The organism is Streptomyces sp. PA03-5A (genome assembly GCF_033792725.1).
GTDB lineage: Bacteria > Actinomycetota > Actinomycetes > Streptomycetales > Streptomycetaceae > Actinacidiphila.
Window position 1 is genome coordinate 161,415 of the sequence record NZ_JARAVL010000010.1, and the last position, 18,248, is coordinate 179,662.

An 18,248-nucleotide genomic window follows, 5' to 3' on the forward strand; every position below is an offset into this window, starting at 1 on the left:
CCACAAGCCAAGGAGAAAGACCATGGCGTCCACCTCGGTCAGCCGAGTCGTGCCCGCGTCGCCCGAACGCGTCTGGGACCTGATCGGCGGCTTCCACGCGCTGCCCGACTGGCTCCCGTTCATCCCCGAGAGCACCCCACTGGAGGGCGGGCGGGTGCGCAGGCTCCGCAACCCCGACGGCGAGGTGATCGTCGAGCGCATGGTGGCCTTCAACGAAGCCGAGCGCCACTACGCGTACGCGATCCTTCAGGCGCCCTTCCCCGTGACCGGGTACGTCTCCGACCTGCGGGTCCACGCCGTACCCGGGCAGCCGGAGGTCGCGGAGGTCGTGTGGAGCGGCCGGTTCGTCCCCGACGGTGCCGGCGAGGCGGAGGTGGTCGAGCTGTTCACCGGCATCTACCGCGACGGCCTCGAAGCGCTCCACGGCACGCTCGCGGGCTGAACCCGCGCCGACGCTCCCCCGTCACGCCCGGTGGCGGGGGAGCATCGTGGTGACGGCAGGCGCCTCAGCCGGTGGGGCCGATGGTGACCCGGACGCTCTTCATCAGCGGCTGGTCGCTCTGGGTGCTGTAGTCGTTCGCGGCGATGAGCGCGTTCATCTCCGGCATGTAGCCGGCCGCGCAGTCGCGGGGCATGTCGTAGGGCAGCGCGCGGTAGCCGGTGAGCGTGCGCCGGCTGCCGTCCTTGGCCGTCGCCGTGATGTCGACGAGGGTGCCGGGCTCGATGTCCCGGGCCCGCATGTCGGCCGGGTTCATCAGGACGAGGGTGCGCAGGTTCTTCACGCCGCGGTAGCGGTCGTCGTCCGAGTAGATGGTGGTGTTCCACTGGTCGTGGGAGCGCATCGTCTGCAGGACGAGCATCCCGTCGCGGGGCACCACGTCCGGCAGCGGCGCGCTGGAGAACTCGGCACGCCCGGAGGGCGTGAAGAAGACCAGTTCGCGCGCGGGCTGGCGGATCCGGAAGCCCAGGGGGAGCCGGACACGACGGTTGAAGTCCTCGAACCCGTCCAGGACCTTGGCCATGGTGTCGCGGATCCGGTCGTAGTCCTCGACGTAGTGCTCCCACGGCGTGGAACTGCCGGGGAGGGCGGCGCGCGCCATGCCGGCGATGATGGCCGGTTCGGACAGCAGGTGGGGCGAGGCGGGCCGCTTCATGCCGACGGACAGGTGGACCATGCTCATGGAGTCCTCGACGGACGTGGCCTGCAGTCCGCGCCGCTGCTCGTCCTTCTCGGTGCGGCCCAGGCACGGCAGGATCAGGGCCTGCCTGCCGTGGACGAGGTGGCTCCGGTTGAGCTTGGTGCTCACGTGCGCCGTCAGGGCGCACTTGGCCAGGCCCTGGGCCGTGTACGGGGTGTCGGGCGCGGCGAGCACGAAATTGCCGCCCATCCCGACGAACACCTCGTGCTCCCGGGGCGGGTCGATGCCGCAGACCGCGGCGAGCCGGTCCAGGAAGGCCTCGGCCGGCCGGTGGTCGATGCCGCACGTGCGGTTGCCCTGGACGTTGCTGTGCCCGCGCACGGGGGAGGGGCCGGCGCCCTCGCGCCCCAGGCTGCGGCGGGGTGGTGGTAGTCGTGCTGGGACGGCCGCTTGTCGTCGGCGGCACCCGCACCGCCGGTCGGCGGTACCTCGGGCCGGCCGTCGCCGGGTGCCATCGGCTCGTTCACGCCCTGGACGCTCATACCGATCACCTTCGGGGCAAATATGGCATTCAATGATGATCTTTATCCTATGAGGGCATCTGGGGCGCTGTCCTCCCCGGAGGTGCACCAGGAGGGCGGGCCCGCCGCGAGGCCCGCCTGGTGGGCGCGCCGTGCGGGGTGGTGGTGCCACCACCGGACGCTTTGCCGGGGTGCGTGCGGGGGACGTGACGGCGTGCCCCCGCCCGCGCGCACCTGGCGGTGTATTAGCTGGGCGCAAAGATCGACGTCAGCGAGGAGAGGACATGGCGACGGCAACGGCACAGGGGCCGGTGGAGGAGTTCCGCCGGCTCAGTGACGGCGACGCGGAGCTGCGGGCGCACGGGGCGTACTTCAGCTGCACCTATCTACTGGACATGGAACGGCACGCCTTCCTGGTGCGCATGCACCGCGGCCGGGTGGAGGACCTCGTCGTCGATCCCGAGCCGCTCACCGCCTACGACTTCGCCATCAGGGCCGGCGCCGCGACCTGGCGGGAGTTCTGCTCGCCGGTGCCGAAGCCGATGTACCACGGCATCTGGGCGGCGAGCTTCCAGCGGGACATGCGGCTGGAGGGCGACCTGCTGGTCCTCATGCAGAACCTGCGCTGCCTCACCCGTCAGCTGGAACTGCTCCGCCTCACCGGCCCGCTGGGCTGAACCACCGTTCCGCCCCGCACCGCCGAAAGGACCCCTCGATGAGCACCGCCTCCCGTATCTCCCCGGTGACCGGCCACTACGTCACGATCGACGTGGAGGACGTCCAGTACAAGGTCTTCTACCTGGAGAACGGCCAGGGACAGCCGCTGGTGTGCCAGCACACGGCGGGCTGCCACAACCACCAGTGGCGCGGCCTCCTGGAGGACGAGGAGATCACCGCGAACCACCGCGTCATCGCCTACGACCTCGCCCGCCACGGCAAGTCCGACCCGCCGCTGAACAAGGAGTGGTGGAAGGAGGAGTACAAGCTCACCGCCGACCACTACGTCGCCTTCATCACCGCGTTCTGCGACGCGCTGGGTCTGGAGGACCCGATCTTCATGGGTTCCTCCTTCGGCGGGAACGTGGCCCTGCAACTGGCGCTGCGGCACCCGGACCGCTTCAAGGCGGTCATCCCCGTGGAGGGTGCGGACTACTCTCCCGGCTTCTACCTCGACTGGTGGCAGCATCCCCACGCCAACGCGGCGCAGGTCTGCGCCAGCGGGGTGTGGGACCTCATGGCCCCGCAGTCGCCCGACGCGGACCGCTGGGCGACCTGGTTCTACTACAGCCAGGGCTCGGAGGCGTTCAAGGGCGACCTGTACTTCTACTCCGTCGACCACGACCTCCGGGGCAGGCTGGGGGAGATCGACGGGGAGCGCTGCCCGGTCGTCATGCTCACCGGCGAGTACGACTACCTGACCACCCCCGAGGACGGGGCCCGTACCGCGGAGCAGATCCGCGGGGCCGAGTTCATCGAGATGAAGGAGATCGGGCACTTCCCGATGAGCGAGAACTACCCGCGCTTTGCCGGGTACCTCAAGCAGGCGCTGCGGCGGATCGAGGAGCGCACCGCCTCCTGAGGCACGCGCCGTACGCTGCCGCCCGCCGGGCCGCGGGGTGCCCCGCGGCCCGTGGCCGGGCGATCAGTTGAAGGCGTCGGGGTCCGGGCCGATGCGGGTGCCGTTGTCGAGGGCGGTGATCGCCGCGACGTCGGCGTCGGAGAGCACGAAGTCGAAGACGTCGAGGTTCTCGCGGATCCGCTCGGGGGTCACCGACTTGGGGATGACCACGTTGCCGAGCTGCAGGTGCCAGCGCAGGATCACCTGGGCCGGGGTCCTGCCCAGGCGGCCGGCGATGCCGGTGATGACCGGGTCCTTCAGGACGGCGCCCTGGGCGAGCGGGCTCCATGCCTCCGTGGCGATGCCGTGCCGGGCGTGGAAGGCGCGCAGCTCGGCCTGCTGCAGTTGGGGGTGCAGCTCCACCTGGTTGACGGCGGGCACGACGTCGCCGTTGTCGATGAGCCGCTGCAGGTGCGCGGGCTGGAAGTTCGAGACGCCGATGGCGCGGGCCCGGCCCTCGGCGTGGATCCTCTCGAAGGCGCGCCAGGTGTCCAGGTAGGTGTCACGGGCCGGGGCCGGCCAGTGGATCAGGTAGAGGTCCACGTGGTCGAGGCCGAGCTTGGCGAGGGAGGCGTCGAAGGCGGCGAGGGTGCTGTCGTAGCCCTGGTCGCCGTTCCACAGCTTGGTGGTGACGAACAGTTCGTCACGGGCGATGCCCGAGGCGGCGAGGGCCTGGCCGACGCCGGCCTCGTTGCCGTAGATCGCCGCGGTGTCGATGCTGCGGTAGCCGCTCTCCAGGGCCGAGGTGACGGCGGTCGCGGTGTCGGCGTCGGGCACCTGGAAGACGCCGAAGCCGAGCTGCGGCATGGTGACGCCGTTGTTCAGCGTGATGTCCGGGGTGGGGGTGGTCATGGTGCAGATCCTTTCGCGTCGCGGCCGGCGATGGGTGCCGGTGCGAGTGCGGACGGGTGAACGTCCCGGGAGGGGGCGGGGGACGCGCCCTTCCCGTGCTCCACGACCAGATTAGTTGCGCACGCGGTTAATTGCAAACGCGGAATAAGTTCGTGCGCGGAATGGCCGGGTCAGGAAGCCGGGACCTTCGCGCCCTGCAGGTCCTCCACCGCCTTGACCAGGGGGGCGAGCTCCGGGACGAGTGCCGCGTCGTCCATCGCCGAGCGCAGCGCCGCGTTGTTCGTCGGCCGGGCCTCCTCCAGCAGCTTCAGGCCGGCCTCCGTCACGTCCGTGTAGATGCCGCGCCGGTCGGTGGGGCAGAGGTAGCGGGCCAGCAGGCCGCGGTCCTCCAGCCGGGTGACCAGGCGGGTCGTGGCCGACTGGCTCAGTACGACGGCGTCGGCGACCTGGCGCATCTGCAGGTGGCCGCCCTCCCCGTCGTGCTGACGGCTGAGGACGTCGAGCAGGGAGTACTCGCGCACGCTGAGGTCGTGGTGAACCTGGAGCTGCTTCTCGATCCGCCCCTCGATCCGTCCGTGCAGGAGCGACAGGGCGTGCCACCCCTGGGCGAGGGCGGTCAGGGCCGGATCGGTGGCGGTCATCGAGGTCCCCTTTGTGCAGCGGCTGCGGGTGAAGGCTGTTCGTCGTCACTGGCCATGGTAAGCCGCCGCCCGGAGATGTCCAGCGTTTGACGTTATAGCGCGTCTGCAATTATTGTTTTCGCTTGTTAGGTGCCACTGCAACATCTGGAAGGTCTCCGCCATGCCTCTCGCGCTCCTGGCCCTCGCCATCGGGGCTTTCGGGATCGGAACCACCGAATTCGTGATCATGGGCCTGCTGCCCGAGGTCGCCTCCGACTTCGGGGTCTCCGTCCCCACCGCCGGCCTGCTCGTGACCGGCTACGGACTCGGCGTCATGATCGGCGCGCCGATCATGACGCTGCTCGGCACCAAGGTGTCCCGCAAGAACATGCTCATGCTGCTCATGGGCCTGTTCGTGCTCGGCAACCTGGTCTCCGCCCTGGCACCCGCCTTCGGCGTGATGATGGCCGGGCGCATCCTCGCCTCCTTCACGCACGGCGCCTTCTTCGGCATCGGCTCGGTCGTCGCCGCCGACCTGGTGGCCCCGGAGAAGAAGGCGCGCGCGATCTCGATGATGTTCGCCGGCCTCACCGTGGCCAACGTGATCGGCGTGCCGCTGGGCACCTTCATCGGTCAGAACGCCGGCTGGCGCGTGACCTTCTTCGTCGTCGCGGGCCTCGGCGTCGTCGGCCTGGCCGGCGTCCTCAAGCTGGTGCCCGACATGCCGAAGCCGCAGGGCGTGCGCCTGCGCCACGAACTGGGCGCCTTCCGCAACGTCCAGGTCCTGCTGGCCATGGCGATGACCGTGCTCGGCTTTGGCGGCGTCTTCGCGGCCATCACCTACATCGCGCCCATGATGACCGAGGTCACCGGGTTCGCCGACTCCTCCATCACCTGGCTGCTGGTCCTGTTCGGCGCGGGCATGGTCGTCGGCAACCTGGTCGGCGGCAAGTACGCCGACCGCGCCCTGATGCCGATGCTGTACACGGCGCTGGGCTCCCTGGCCGCCGTGCTGGCGCTGTTCACCCTCACCGCCCACAACGAGGTCACGGCCGGCGTGACGATCCTCCTCATCGGCGCCCTGGGCTTCGCGACGGTGCCGCCGCTGCAGAAGCGGGTCCTGGACCAGGCGTCCGGCGCCCCCACCCTGGCCTCGGCCGTCAACATCGGCGCCTTCAACCTCGGCAACGCGCTGTCCGCCTGGCTCGGCGGGGTCGTCATCGCCGCGGGCTTCGGCTACACCGCGCCGAACCTCGTCGGGGCCGTCCTCACCGCCTCCGCCCTCGTGCTCGCGGTCGTCTCCGCTGCACTGGAGAAGGGCCGCGGCGGCCGGACCAGCCGGGTCGTCACCGGGGCCGCGCCCGCCGAGCAGCCGGCCCTCACCTCCCGGCACTGACCGCGGGGGCCGGGACCACAGGCACCGCCGGTCCCGGCCCCGACACCGCACCGACGAAGGCCCGCACCATGACCAGCACCGCCCTCACCCGCCTCACCGGCGCGCACCAGCGGCTCACCCTCGGACTCGAACTGCCCCTGGACAACGACTGGGGAGCCGGCCGCCGTGCCGCCGACCAGCAGGCCGGGCGCCCCTTCGGGGTGCCGGACCTGAGCGGTCACGCCGACCTCGCCCGGCTCGCCGACCGCCTCGGCTTCAGCGCCCTGTGGCTGCGCGACGTACCGGTGTACGACCCGCTCGCCTTCGGCGACGCCGGATCCGTCTTCGACGTCTTCGCGTACCTCGGGCACCTCGCCGCGCTGACCGAACACGTGGTGCTCGGCACCTCCGCCGTCGTCCTGCCACTGCGCAGCCCGCTGCACGTGGCCAAGGCCGCGGCCACCGTCGACGTGCTCTCCGCAGGACGCCTCGTCCTGGGCCTGGCCAGCGGGGACCGCCCGGTGGAGTACCCGCTCTTCGGTGCCGACTTCGACGGCCGCGGACAGGCCTTCCGCGACGGCGTGCGGACCCTGCGCGCCGCCTGGGCGACCCCCGCTCCCGGGCTCGGGCTGACCCTGCCCGGCACCGGGCTCCGGGCCGAGCGGCGGATCGACGTCCTGCCGAAGCCCGTGGGCGGGGACATCCCGATCGCGGTGGCGGGCAGCGCCCGTCAGACCCCGGAGTGGATCGCCGGGCACGCCGACGCGGGCCTGAACGACCCCCGGCCCCTCGACGCCCTGCGCGACGACGTCCAGCGGTGGCGGGAGGTCCAAGCCCTACCTCACGCCCATGCTGCTCGACCTGGTCGCGGACCCCGCGGCCCGGCCGGAGCCGATCCGCCTCGGCCTGCGTACCGGGCGCACCGCCCTCGTCGAACACCTGGGCGCGATGGCGGACCTGGGCGTCGCCCACGTCTCCCTCAACCTCCGTCCGGGGGACCGCCCGGTCGCGGAGGTACTGCACGAACTCGCCGAGGAGGTCCTGCCCCACTTCCCCGGGCGCTGACCCGGCGCCGGGCCCCCTCGGGGACCGGCGCCGCGCACCCGCCGCGCACGCGGGGAGGTCAGCGGTGCCGGGGACTGCGGCCCGGCGGCTGTTCCGGCGCCTGACGCGTGCGCAGGGTCGGCACCTTGCGCGTCTGCGGGCGGTCGACGGTGAGCGTGAACCCGTCGTCGTAGTGGTAGAGCTCGAGCGGCTCCCCGTCCAGCAGGGTGTACGTCGCCGCCGCGCCGGTGATCTCCACCCTCAGCCGCCGCCCCCGCACCTGCAGGGTGAAGGCGAGCCGCCGCAGCTTCTCCGGCAGCCGCGGTGCGAAGGCGGCGCAGCCGTCCCGGTACCGCATCCCGCCGAAGCCGCCGACCAGCGCGGCCCAGGTGCCGGCGAGGGAGGCGATGTGCAGGCCGTCACGGGTGTTGTTCTCCAGGTCGTGCAGGTCCATCAGCGCCGCCTCGCCCAGGTAGTCGTAGGCGAGGCGCAGATGACCGACCTCGGCGGCCATGATCGCCTGCGTCGACGCCGAAAGGGACGAGTCCCGCACCGTCATCGGCTCGTAGTAGGCGAAGTTCCGTGCCTTCTGCTCGTCGTCGAAGGCCTCCGGTTGCTTGACCATGGCCAGTACCAGGTCCGCCTGCTTGACCACCTGCCTGCGGTACAGGTCGAAGTAGGGGAAGTGCAGCATCAGCGGGTACTGGTCGGGCTGCGTGGTGGAGAAGTCCCACATCTGGTGCCGGGTGAAGCCCGCCGACTGCTCGTGGACGCCGAGCGCGCTGTCGTAGGGGACGGTCATGGCCGCGGCCGCGTCCCGCCAGGCGGCCGTCTCCTCGTCGTCGACGCCGAGGGCCGCGCCCTCCTTGGTGTGGCGTTCGACGACGTCGGCGGCGGCGCGCAGGTTCGCCTGGGCCATCAGGTTGGTGTAGACGTTGTCGTCCGCGATGGCGCTGTACTCGTCGGGCCCGGTGACCCCGTCGATGTGGAAGTTCCCGTGGGGGTCGTGGTGACCGAGGGAGTGCCACATGCGCGCGGTCTCCACCAGGAGCTCCACACCCGTTTCGCGCTCGAAGTCCTCGTCGCCGGTGAGGGAGACGTAGCGGACGACGGCGTCGGCGATGTCCGCGTTGATGTGGAACGCGGCCGTTCCCGCCGGCCAGTAGCCCGAGCCCTCCGAGCCGTCGATCGTGCGCCACGGGAAGGCGGCGCCCTCGAGGCCGAGCTGGTGGGCGCGCTCCCGGGCGGCGGGCAGGGTGGCACGGCGCCAGCGCAGGGCCTCCGCGACGGACTCCGGCGAGGTCAGGGTGAGCAGCGGAAGGACGAAGGTCTCCGTGTCCCAGAAGGAGTGCCCGTCGTAGCCCGAGCCCGTCAGGCCCTTCGACGGGATCGCACGCTGCTCGGCGCGCGCACCCGCCTGCAGGACGTGGAACATGGCGAAACGGACCGCCTGCTGGATCTCGGCGTCGCCGTCGATCTCCACGTCCGCCCGCGCCCAGAACGCGTCGAGGTAGTCGCGCTGCTCGTCGCACAGCCCCTGCCAGCCCGTGCTGCGGGCGCCCGCGAGCGCCGCCTCCACCTGGTCGCGCACGGCGGGCAGCGAACGGACCTGGGACCAGCCGTAGGAGACCATCTTCTCCAGGCGCAGCTTCTCCCCGGCCGCCAGGGACGAGGTGACGGTGAGCCGGCTGGTGTCGTCGTTGCTCTCGCTGAAGCTCCGGGTGGACGGCGGCCCCTCCACGGCGTGGTCGGCCGCCACCGCGACCCGCAGTCCGGTGACCGAGGTCGAGTGCACCAGGCGCAGACGGTTGTCCAGTGCCAGGTTCTCCTCCGGCTGCAAGGGGGAGTCCAGCACGGCCGAGACCCGGGGGTCGCCCGAGGTCGTCGGCAGCTGCTCGTTGGCCACCAGCTCGGACTGGACGACCAGGCGCACGTCGTCCACGGCCTCGACCTCGTACACCACCGCGGCGATGGACCGCTGGGTGAGCGAGATCAGGCGGGTCGAGGTCACCCGGATGGTGCAGCCGGCGGGGGAGGTCCATTCGCAGGTGCGGCGCAGATGCCCCGCGCGCAGGTCGAGGACGCGTTCATGCGAGACGAGCCGCCCGTAGCGCACGTCGAACGGCTCGTCGTTGACGAGCAGCCGGATGATCTTGCCGTTGGTGACGTTGATGACGGTCTGGCCGGCCTCCGGGTAGCCGTAACCCGCCTCCGCGTAGGGCAGCGGGTGCCGTTCGTGGACACCGTTCAGATAGGAGCCGGGCAGTCCGTGCGGCTCGCCCTCGTCGAGGTTGCCGCGCCAGCCGACGTGGCCGTTGGAGAGGGCGAACACGGACTCGCTCTGGGCGAGCACGTCGAGGTCCAGCTCCGTCTCACGCAGGCACCACGGCTCGACCACGTAGGAGGAGTGGCTGATCACGCGTCCGCCTCCAGCAGCTCGGCGAGGTCCCGTACGACGATGTCGGCGCCGTGCGCGCGCAGGGCGTCGGCCTGGCCCACCCGGTCCACCCCCACGACGTACCCGAAGTGGCCGGAGCGGCCGGCGTCCATGCCGGCCAGCGCGTCCTCGAAGACCACCGCCGCCTTCGCCTCCACCCCGAACTCGCGCGCCGCCTCAAGGAAGGTGTCGGGGTGCGGTTTCCCGGGGAGCTTGCGCTCGGCGGCCACCACACCGTCGATGCGCACGTCGAAGAGGTCCTCGATGCCGACCGCGACCAGCACGTCGCGGCAGTTGGCGCTGGAGGACACCACGGCCGTCCGCAGGCCGGCGGCCCGTACGGCCTTCACGTAGCGGACCGAGCCCGGGTAGGCCTCGACGCCCTCGCTGCGGATCTTCTCCAGCAGGATCACGTTCTTGCGGTTGCCCACCCCGTGCACCGTGTCGCGCTCGGGCGGGTCGTCCGCGGAGCCCTCGGGCAGTTCGATGCCGCGCGAGGCCAGGAAGGCCCGCACGCCGTCCGCGCGTGGGCGGCCGTCGACGTACTCGTCGTAGTCGGTCACCTTGTCGAAGGGGCGGAAGTCCGCACCCTCCCGGTGCCGCAGGAAGTCGTCGAACACCTCCTTCCAGGCGGCGGCGTGCACGACCGCGGTCTTGGTCAGCACTCCGTCGAGATCGAACAGGCAGGCCCGGATGCCCTCCGGGAGACCGGTCTTCGTCATGCAACGCGCTTCCCCGCAGCGGGCCCCGGGCATGCCTTCCGCGGCCGCGGACCACCGGGACGCGGGAACAATCCGGGCCGGGGCACGGTTCGACATGATGCGGGTGCCGTGAGTGGGCCAGTGACCCCGGGCCTCATCCCTTCGCCCGTGGGGACGATCGTTCGGCTGAAGCCCCACGGAGCCCCTCGCCGGGGGCGACCGCCACCGCGGCCCCGCAACGCAGACCGGCGCCGGTCAGGTTCCCCCGTCCTGACCGGCGTCTTCGCGTCTCTGGGGGACGGGCTTGATCACGGGCTCCCGGTACGGCACCAGGGCCTCGCTGACGACGGCGAGCGGACGCCGCGGCGCGGGGCGGGCGGCCTGAACGGCCGTCACGTAGGCCAAGGCGTCGGCGGGGGTGAGCGCCGGTATCCGTTCCCGCAGCTCGACCATGGCGAACACGCGGCCGCGGGCGGCCACCGACGTGCGTATCCCGTCGTCCAGATCGTCCACCGCGGTCCGCACCGGCAGTCGGCGGACACGCGCCCGGTACTCGTCCTCCCATCCGCCCATGAGGTAGTCCACAGGTCCGATCGCGTGCATGCGGCCGTCGGCACGGTCCACCAGGTACGGTCCGTTGCCGGCCAGGAGATGCTCCGCGTCGCCGGTCCTGACGTACTCCGCGGACTGGTAGACGACGACCCACACCAGTTCGTGCTCCTCGGCCTCCACCACCGCCATGCGCCCCGGGAAGCACCGGTCCAGGTGCTCCTGGACCCTCCGGACCGCGTCCTCGCGCTCGATCATGCGGGGAGCATCCCGCAACCGGCGCGGACCGGGCCAGTGGTCCCTTGGTCCTAGGTCCCCGGCCGGCACGAGGCCCTGCTCTCCTCCGCGCTCTCCTCCGTGGCGGCCTTCAGCATGCGGAGTATCTCCTCGTGGCCCCTGCGGAGCCGTGTGCTGTCGTAGAACAGCGTGAGGAGCGGCCCGGAGAGCGACTCCTCGATCGTGACGACCGTCCGGCCGTCGTCCGTGGGTGCCATCCGCATCCGGTCGACCGCCTTCACCCAGCCCATCGCCAGCCCGGTCCACGACAGCTCCCGCTCGGGCGCCACCACGGCGAAGGAGGACGTGATGCGCGTCCCCCGCAGCTTCCAGCGGAAGCGTGCGTCCGGTTCCACGGCCCCGAGCTCGACGACGCGGGCGTCGGAGCGCCAGGTGTCCCAGGCGCGCAGGTCGCTGACGAGCCGCCACACCGTGGCGACCGGTGCGTCAACGGTGACCGAACTGGTCGACCTGACCGGGGCGCGCTCGTCCAGCCGGCCCTTCTTCGCGTACTCCTCGTGCAGTTCCCCGAGCGGCGGGCCCGCGTAGAACAGCTTCATCCCCATCCCCCGTCGAGAGCAGTGCTTACCAATGAGAGCAATGCTCTCCCATGGGCATGGATGCGGTCAAGACCCGCCGGCGGCATGCGCCGGCGGGCCCGATGTTCCGCTGGTCGGGGGAGGGGTGGGTGCGTGTGCCCTACGGCGACGTCGCGGGGTCGGCGATCTCCAGGCGCGCGGGTGGCGGTTCCGGCAAGGGCCCGGAGTCGGCGGCGCGCAGCCCGTCGAAGGCCAGCGCGAGGTAGCGGCGCCACGCCTGCGGCTGGATGGGGAGCAGCGGTGCCGCCGTCTGGTGGATCCCGCCGAGCAGCAGGACGACGTCGGTCCCCGTGATGTCGCCGCGCACGGCGCCTTGCTCGCGCGCCCGGGCCGTGAGCGCCTCGGCGGCGTCGCAGAGCAGGGCGATGCGGTCGCGGACCTCGGCGTGCTGCAGTGACGGGCGGCCGATCACCTCGCAGAACGCGCGGTCGGTGGCGAGCGCCTCGACGCCGTCGGTCATGAACTCGCGCAGCGCCGCCCCCGAGTCGTCGGCCTCCAGGAGGCGGCCGGCCGAGCCGACGAGCTGGTCGAGCAACTGGAGCATGATCGCCGCGAGGAGGTCCTCCTTCGAGGCGAAGTGCCGGAAGACGGTGCCCTTGGCGAGGCCGGCCCGCTGGGCGATCTCACCGATCGGCACGTCGACCCCGCGCTCGGCGAACGCCGCTGTCGCCGCCTCGAGCAGCAGGCGTCGGTTGCGCACCATGTCCGCCCGCTGGCCCGGAGTGGCTGTCGTCCCGCTCATCCGCGCCTCCTCCCAGGTGTGGAGCCTATCACCAACGTGACCGGAGGGTCAGGTTAGCTGTTACGCTCAACATGACCCGGCGGTCACCTTCTGCCCGGGTCGCGAACCACGAACACGAACCTCTGGGAGAACAACGTGAGCGGCACCCTGGAAGGCAAGGTCGTCCTCGTCACCGGCGCGTCCTCGGGCATCGGCCGGGCCACGGCCATCGCCCTGTCGAAGGCCGGCGCCCTGGTCGCGGTCGGGGCCCGGCGGGCCGACCGGCTGAAGGACCTCGTGCAGGACGCCCCCGGCGAGATGCTCGCCATCGATCTGGACGTCACCGACCACGCATCGGTGCGCGACGCGGTCGCGGCGGCCGTCGAGCGCTTCGGAGGTCTCGACATCCTGGTCAACAACGCGGGCGTCATGCTCAGCGGCCCGATCCTCGGTGCGGACACCACCGAGTGGACGCGCATGGTCGAGACCAACCTGCTGGGCTCGATGTACGCGGTCCACGCCGCCCTGCCCCACCTGCTGGAGCGCAAGGGGGCCGTGGTCCAGGTCTCCTCGACCTCGGGGCGCACGGCGACGGCCGCGAGCGGCGTGTACTCGGCCACCAAGTTCGGCGTCACCGCCTTCGCGGAGTCGCTCCGTCAGGAGGTCACCGAACAGGGCGTCCGGGTCGTCCTGGTCGAACCCGGCTTCGTCTCGACCGAGCTGACCAGCCACATCACCGACCCGGCGATCCAGGCCATGGCCAAGAGCATGGCCGAGTCCATGCGGACCCTGCAGCCCGAGGACATCGCCGCCGCCGTCCTGTACGCGGTCACCCAGCCCGACCACGTCGCGGTGAACGAGATCCTGATCCGGCCCACCGACCAGGCCCGCTGACGAGGCCGGCCGCCGCGGACCGGGGAACCCTTCCGCGGCGGTCCGCTCGGCTCAGGACGGCTCCAGCGACTCCAGCATGATGCGCTGCGTCTCGGCGAGGTACGCCTGGGCCGCCGTGCGGGCCGTGGTCGCGGCACCGTCGATGACGGCGGTGACGAGGGGTTCCAGGCGGGCGGCCGCCTCCGCCGGGTCGCGGAAGGGGGCGACCAGGCGGGCGCGCAACGGCAGGTAGGCGGCGAAGAGGGTGTTGGTGAGGAGCACGTAGACGCGGTTGCCGGTGGCCTGGGCGAGGGCGCGGTGGACCTCGGCGTCGGCCAGTTGGACGGCGTCGGGGTCGGCGGCGGTGCCGACGGCGTCCAGGAGGGTGCGCAGCCGGGCGCGTTGCGGGGGAGTGGCCTTGACGGCGGCGCGTTCGGCGATCAACGTGCCGACACCGGCACGGACTTCGAAGATGTCGGCCAGCCACCCGGGGTTGTGCCGTACGAGCATGGGCAACAGGTCCGCACCGCCGAGGCGCAGGTAGTCGCGGACCCGGGTGCCGACGCCGTGGCGGGTCTCCAGGAGACCGGCCTGGGTGAGCCGGCCGAAGGCGTGCTTCACCGTGGTGCGGGTGACGCCGTAGCCCTCGGCGAGGCGTTGTTCCGGGGGCAGCAGGGTGCCGGCGGGGTGGGTGCCGCCCAGGATGTCCTCCTGCAGGCGGCGTTCCAGCACGTCGACGATGGTCTCGCGGGGCAGTGGCTCCACCGTGGTCGTCCTCTCGAAGCGGTCCGGTCCAAGCCCACCGAGCAACGGGGACCGCGTCAACACACTCAGGCAGTGGATGAGCCACTCATTCAATGAGTCTGTGTGCAACCTCTTGCCCTGACGTCGCGTCAGCGGCATCCTGCGTGGTGCCCAGGCCCCGTACGCCCCGTCCCCACGACCGCCGGAGTCTGCCCATGCCCCGTTTCCGCCGTTCCTCACGCCTGCTGACCCTGGCCGCGGCCGCCCTGTTCGCGGTGACCGCCACCGCCCCCGCCTCGGCCAACGCTCCCGACCCGTACTCCGAGCCGCCGTTCGCCGCCGCCTGCGACTGGCACGCGTACGGGGAGGGCGAGACCCCCGACCCGTGGCTCTGGCTGTCCGACCCGGTGTGCGTGGAGTACTCCAAGCGCGACATCACCCTCGACAACGGCGGCGCCGTCCGCTTCCTGCTCGCCGAACCCGCCCGCTTCGCGCTCGCCCTCCCCGTGTGCCGCTACTACCAGCGCGACCACTGGAGCGTGCAGTCCACCACCGGCGCGGTCCCGTACGTCTCCTGGGACGGCCGCTACTGGTTCGACAAGCGCAACCGGCGTGCGGCGATGCTCCTGACGAACTTCCGGCTCAACGGGGTCACCGTGGGCATCGGCGACCTGGTGGCCGCGCTGCGTCCGCAACTGCCCGAGGTGGCGGACGTCCTGGACGCGTACGGGGACGAGGCCGGCGAGAGCGGGCTCTCCGTCACGCTGCCCTTCAGCCTCCTGTGCGCGGGGTGGTAGCCGATGGAGCCGCTCCCCGGCATCGACCGGCGCGCCGTGCTGCGCGGTCTGGCCGCCGCCGTCGCCGCCCTGCCCGCGCTGGGCACGGCGGCGGCTCCCGCCGCGGCCGCTCCCGCCGCTCCCGCCGCGCTCGGCTCCTGGCCGGTCTCCACCCTGGAAGCCTTCGCCGACACCCTCGTGCCGGGGGAACGACGTTCCCCCTCCGACCGCGCCATCGCCGGTGCCGCCCCCGGCCCGGGCGCCGTACAGGCCGGCGTCATCACCCTGCTCGCCTCGCCCGACCTCCCGCTGAACCCGCTCCTGCCGGGCATCGCGGCGCTGCTGGACGCCCGCGCCACCGCCTACGCGATCAGCCGGCTCATCCTGCTCCCGCTCGACCGCCCGCCTTTCGTCGGCCTCTCCTTCGACCACCGCACCACCCTGGTCACCGGGCTCTTCCGGGCCGACGACCTCGACCGCCCGATCTGGCAACTGCTCGCCTTCCTCGTCGGTCTGGCCTTCGACACCGCCGCCCACCGCCACACCGCGCAGGCCCTCGCCGAAGGCCACCCCGGTCTGGTCTGGACCGGCTTCCCCCCGCCCGACGCCGACGGCCTGTGGCGCTACCCGTCCCCCTCCTACGGCACGGCCCTCGCCGAGCCGCACCCCGCCACCACCCCCTCCGGGAGCCCCGCATGAGCCCCCAGACCACCGATGTCCTCGTCATCGGCAGCGGCTTCGGCGGTGCGATACCCGCCTACCACCTCGCCGCCGCGGGAGCCCGCGTCACCGTCCTCGAACGCGGACCGCGCCTGGCCACCGAGGACTTCACCCACGACCTCGACCTGGGCGCGTACCCCCGCATCGTCGACGTGATCAAGGGAGACGGCATCTCGGTCGTCGCGGGCAACTGCGTGGGCGGCGGCAGCGTCGTCTACTTCGCCGCGTCGCTGCGCGCGCCGTCCTTCGTCTTCGACCGGCGCGACGCCTCGGGACGGCGGCTGTGGCCCGCCTCCCTCACCCGCGCCGCCCTCGACCCCTGGTACGAGCAGGTCGAGCAGGCCCTGCCCGTGACGAAGCTCGACTGGCCCGACGTCTCGTACGCGGGCGGCGTGCTGGCCGCCGCCTGCGACCGCGCCGGGCACACCTGTAACCCGGTGCCCGTCGCCGTCGACCGGGCCCGCTGCACCGACTGCAACTGGATGCTCTCGGGCTGCCGATTCGGCGCCAAGCGCTCCATGCTGCTCAACTACCTGCCCGCCGCGGAGGCCCACGGGGCCGAGATCCGCCCCCTGCACGAGGTGCAGCTGATCCGCCCGTCCACGGTGCCCGGATACCGCTACGCCGTCGACTACACCACCGTGGACCCGGCGGACTACACCTGCCCCACCGGCGCGGGCACCGTCCACACCAAGGTCCTGGTGCTGGCCGCGGGCGCGGTCGGCACACCGGTCCTGCTGCAGCGTTCGGCGCTCGCCCTGGGGGGAGTCCCGCCGGCCGTCGGCGGCTACTTCTCCGGCAACGGCGACCGGGTCAGCGTCGCGGAGATGGACGAGGGCAAGGTCCGCTCCCTGCTCGGGCTGGCGCGCAGCGCGACGGTGGCGTACGAGGCGCTGCACATCGGGATGCCGATCACCGCGGCGTCCTTCGACCGACTCGACGCCCGGGCGCCGGAGTTCTCCCGCTTCACCCTCCAGCAGATCTACTTCCCGACCGTGACCAACTCCCTCGCCCAGACCGCCGGGGGGCGCTGGTCGGGCGTCGCCAAGAAGCAGATGCGGGCCCGCTGGCGCTCCTGGCTCACCGTGCTCGCCATGACCGAGGACGAGGCCGAGGGCAGCTTCGGCGTGCCGCCCCTCACCGGCAGTTTCACCCGCCTGGCCAACGGGCTGGGCCTGGGCACCATGCGGTTCGCACCGACGGCCGGCACGCGGCGCGGCTGGTCCGAGGCCGACACCCACGCACGGGCGGTACTGGAACGGGACGGCCTCGCCACCGTCCGCCCGTGGAGCGAGGACGTGGCGGGCACGGTGACCGCCCATCCCCTCGCCTCCTGCCGGCTCGGCGACTCCGCCGCGATCTCCGCGCTGACCGAGCTCAACGAGCTGCGCACCCACCCCGGCCTCTTCGTGACGGACGGTGCGGCCGTCCCCACCTCCCTCACCGTCAATCCCTCCCTGACCATCGCGGCCCTCGCGGAGCGTGCCTGCCCCGCCATCGCCGCCCGCTGCGCCCAGTACGGCGTCGCCGTGCGCTACGCACCGAGCGATCCGCTCACCGGCGCGACCCGCGGGGGCGACATCGCGGCGGCGGCCCGTGCCGTCGCGGCCCGCGCGGGGGCTTGAGTCTCCCCCGGGGGGAGACGGAAGAGTGGAGGTGTGAACGGCGACGCGCGCTACTCGATCGGCGACCTGGCCCGGCGCACCGGGCTGACGGTCAAGACCATCCGCTCCTACTCCGACCGGGGGATCGTGACGCCGGCCGGCCGTAGTCCGGCCGGCTACCGCCGCTACGGCGACGAGGCCCCAGCCCGGCTGGAACTCGTGCGGACCCTGCGCGAGCTGGGACTCGACCTGGCCACGATCCGGCGGGTCGTGGACCGGGAGCTGTCCCTGCCCGAGGTCGCGGCGGCCCATGCCGCGGCCCTGGAGGCGCAGATCCGCACCTTGCGGCTGCGGCGCGCGGTGCTGACGGCCGTGGCCCGGCGCGGGTCCACCCCGGAGGAGACCGAGCTCATGCACGAACTGGCCGGGCTGTCCGCGGTGGAACGCGGACGGCTCATCGACGACTTCCTCGACGCCGTCCTCGGCGGACCCGGTGACCTCGCGGACGCCCCCACGCTCGCGGGCCTGCGCCGCTCCCTCACCCCGGAGCTGCCCGAGGACCCCGAGCCGGACCAGGTCCAGGCGTGGGTGGAGCTCGCCGAACTGTCACGGGACCCCGGCTTCCGGGCCACGATGCGCCGGATGGCCGGGGAGCACGCGGCCGACCGTGCCCGGGCCGGGACCACGTCGCCGCGCCGCGACGTCGTCGCGTCGGTCGGCGAGCGGGTCGGCCCCGCCGTGGCCGCCGGCGTCGACCCCGCCTCCGACCGGGCGCGTACGGTCGTCGCGGCCGTCGCCGCGGAGTACGCGGACCTCCTCGGCGCCGCGGACGGCGCCGAGCTCCGGCGACGACTGCTGACCCGTCTGCGGACCGCGTCCGACCCACGCCGGGAGCGGTACGCCCGGCTGCTCGCGGTGGTCAACGGCTGGCCCGTCCTGGAGAGCCGCGGGCCCGCCCTCGACTGGGCCGTCCGCGCCCTGGAGGCCGCCGCAGCGTGACCGGACGGCTCGCCGGGCCCTCACGCCGGTGCGCCGGACCCAGGTCCCGTCAGGTAGCGGGGGCGGATCACCGGCAGTAA

At 72.5% G+C, this 18,248-nt stretch carries 18 protein-coding genes and 1 pseudogene; 10 read left to right on the forward strand and 9 right to left on the reverse strand.

The window, feature by feature from the left end:
• Positions 1–22: 22 nt before the first annotated feature.
• Positions 23–442, forward strand: a complete 420-nt coding sequence (locus PV410_RS14930) for an SRPBCC family protein (protein ID WP_499515876.1) — start codon at positions 23–25, stop codon at positions 440–442.
• Between the two features lie 64 nt (positions 443–506).
• Here PV410_RS14930 and PV410_RS14935 read toward each other — a convergent pair.
• A pseudogene (locus PV410_RS14935) lies at positions 507–1,559 on the reverse strand (molybdopterin dinucleotide binding domain-containing protein); the annotation flags it as partial.
• A 385-nt stretch (positions 1,560–1,944) separates the two neighbouring features.
• Here PV410_RS14935 and PV410_RS14940 point away from each other — a divergent pair.
• Both PV410_RS14940 and PV410_RS14945 read left to right on the forward strand, forming a co-directional pair.
• Positions 1,945–2,337: a hypothetical protein gene (locus PV410_RS14940; RefSeq protein ID WP_500324712.1), complete on the forward strand. Its 393-nt coding sequence runs from the start codon at positions 1,945–1,947 to the stop codon at positions 2,335–2,337.
• Positions 2,338–2,375: 38 nt separating this feature from the next.
• Complete coding sequence (locus PV410_RS14945) at positions 2,376–3,239, forward strand: alpha/beta fold hydrolase (RefSeq protein ID WP_499515879.1); 864 nt, start codon at positions 2,376–2,378, stop codon at positions 3,237–3,239.
• Positions 3,240–3,302: 63 nt separating this feature from the next.
• On the opposite strand, the gene PV410_RS14950 is transcribed toward PV410_RS14945, so the two are convergent.
• Complete coding sequence (locus tag PV410_RS14950) at positions 3,303–4,130, reverse strand: aldo/keto reductase (protein WP_500324714.1); 828 nt, start codon at positions 4,128–4,130, stop codon at positions 3,303–3,305.
• A gap of 170 nt (positions 4,131–4,300) precedes the next feature.
• The gene (locus PV410_RS14955) at positions 4,301–4,771 is read right to left on the reverse strand and encodes a MarR family winged helix-turn-helix transcriptional regulator (RefSeq protein ID WP_500324716.1); all 471 of its coding nucleotides are present in this window, start codon (positions 4,769–4,771) and stop codon (positions 4,301–4,303) included.
• A 160-nt stretch (positions 4,772–4,931) separates the two neighbouring features.
• On the opposite strand from PV410_RS14955, the gene PV410_RS14960 reads away from it, so the two are divergent.
• Both PV410_RS14960 and PV410_RS14965 read left to right on the forward strand, forming a co-directional pair.
• Positions 4,932–6,146 carry an MFS transporter gene (locus PV410_RS14960; protein WP_499515882.1) on the forward strand — a complete coding sequence of 405 codons (1,215 nt, stop codon included), beginning with the start codon at positions 4,932–4,934 and terminating at the stop codon, positions 6,144–6,146.
• A 68-nt stretch (positions 6,147–6,214) separates the two neighbouring features.
• Entirely contained in the window at positions 6,215–7,294 is a 1,080-nt protein-coding gene (locus PV410_RS14965) for an LLM class flavin-dependent oxidoreductase (RefSeq protein ID WP_500324718.1), read from the forward strand.
• Here the strand turns inward: PV410_RS14965 and PV410_RS14970 are convergent.
• The 5 genes from PV410_RS14970 to PV410_RS14990 all read right to left on the reverse strand — a co-directional run bounded on the left by PV410_RS14970 (position 7,249) and on the right by PV410_RS14990 (position 12,473).
• Positions 7,249–9,588 carry a glycoside hydrolase family 65 protein gene (locus tag PV410_RS14970; RefSeq protein WP_500324720.1) on the reverse strand — a complete coding sequence of 780 codons (2,340 nt, stop codon included), beginning with the start codon at positions 9,586–9,588 and terminating at the stop codon, positions 7,249–7,251. The two genes, PV410_RS14965 and PV410_RS14970, sit on opposite strands and share 46 nt — an antisense overlap.
• The gene (locus PV410_RS14975) at positions 9,585–10,328 is read right to left on the reverse strand and encodes an HAD family hydrolase (protein WP_500324722.1); all 744 of its coding nucleotides are present in this window, start codon (positions 10,326–10,328) and stop codon (positions 9,585–9,587) included. The genes PV410_RS14970 and PV410_RS14975 overlap by 4 nt, the downstream gene beginning before the upstream one ends.
• A gap of 234 nt (positions 10,329–10,562) precedes the next feature.
• Positions 10,563–11,114 carry a YrhB domain-containing protein gene (locus PV410_RS14980; protein ID WP_500324724.1) on the reverse strand — a complete coding sequence of 184 codons (552 nt, stop codon included), beginning with the start codon at positions 11,112–11,114 and terminating at the stop codon, positions 10,563–10,565.
• 50 nt (positions 11,115–11,164) lie between these two features.
• Positions 11,165–11,692 (reverse strand): SRPBCC family protein, encoded by a 528-nt coding sequence (locus PV410_RS14985; protein ID WP_500324726.1) that lies wholly within the window; start codon positions 11,690–11,692, stop codon positions 11,165–11,167.
• A 139-nt stretch (positions 11,693–11,831) separates the two neighbouring features.
• Positions 11,832–12,473: a TetR/AcrR family transcriptional regulator gene (locus PV410_RS14990; protein ID WP_500324727.1), complete on the reverse strand. Its 642-nt coding sequence runs from the start codon at positions 12,471–12,473 to the stop codon at positions 11,832–11,834.
• A gap of 135 nt (positions 12,474–12,608) precedes the next feature.
• On the opposite strand from PV410_RS14990, the gene PV410_RS14995 reads away from it, so the two are divergent.
• Positions 12,609–13,346, forward strand: a complete 738-nt coding sequence (locus PV410_RS14995) for an SDR family NAD(P)-dependent oxidoreductase (protein WP_500324729.1) — start codon at positions 12,609–12,611, stop codon at positions 13,344–13,346.
• 51 nt (positions 13,347–13,397) lie between these two features.
• On the opposite strand, the gene PV410_RS15000 is transcribed toward PV410_RS14995, so the two are convergent.
• Positions 13,398–14,090, reverse strand: coding sequence for a FadR/GntR family transcriptional regulator (locus tag PV410_RS15000; protein ID WP_500324731.1), 693 nt, complete (start codon positions 14,088–14,090; stop codon positions 13,398–13,400).
• Between the two features lie 194 nt (positions 14,091–14,284).
• Between PV410_RS15000 and PV410_RS15005 the strand changes: the two genes are divergently transcribed.
• From PV410_RS15005 to PV410_RS15020, 4 genes are read left to right on the forward strand one after another with little or no spacing between them, the layout of a single operon-like run.
• On the forward strand, positions 14,285–14,866 hold the full coding sequence (locus PV410_RS15005) for a hypothetical protein (RefSeq protein ID WP_500324732.1): 582 nt from the start codon (positions 14,285–14,287) through the stop codon (positions 14,864–14,866).
• Between the two features lie 3 nt (positions 14,867–14,869).
• Positions 14,870–15,544 (forward strand): DUF5987 family protein, encoded by a 675-nt coding sequence (locus PV410_RS15010; protein ID WP_500324734.1) that lies wholly within the window; start codon positions 14,870–14,872, stop codon positions 15,542–15,544.
• On the forward strand, positions 15,541–17,190 hold the full coding sequence (locus PV410_RS15015; protein ID WP_500324735.1) for an FAD-dependent oxidoreductase: 1,650 nt from the start codon (positions 15,541–15,543) through the stop codon (positions 17,188–17,190). The genes PV410_RS15010 and PV410_RS15015 overlap by 4 nt, the downstream gene beginning before the upstream one ends.
• Positions 17,191–17,223: 33 nt before the next feature.
• Positions 17,224–18,168, forward strand: a complete 945-nt coding sequence (locus PV410_RS15020; protein WP_500324737.1) for a MerR family transcriptional regulator — start codon at positions 17,224–17,226, stop codon at positions 18,166–18,168.
• Positions 18,169–18,248: the final 80 nt, after the last annotated feature.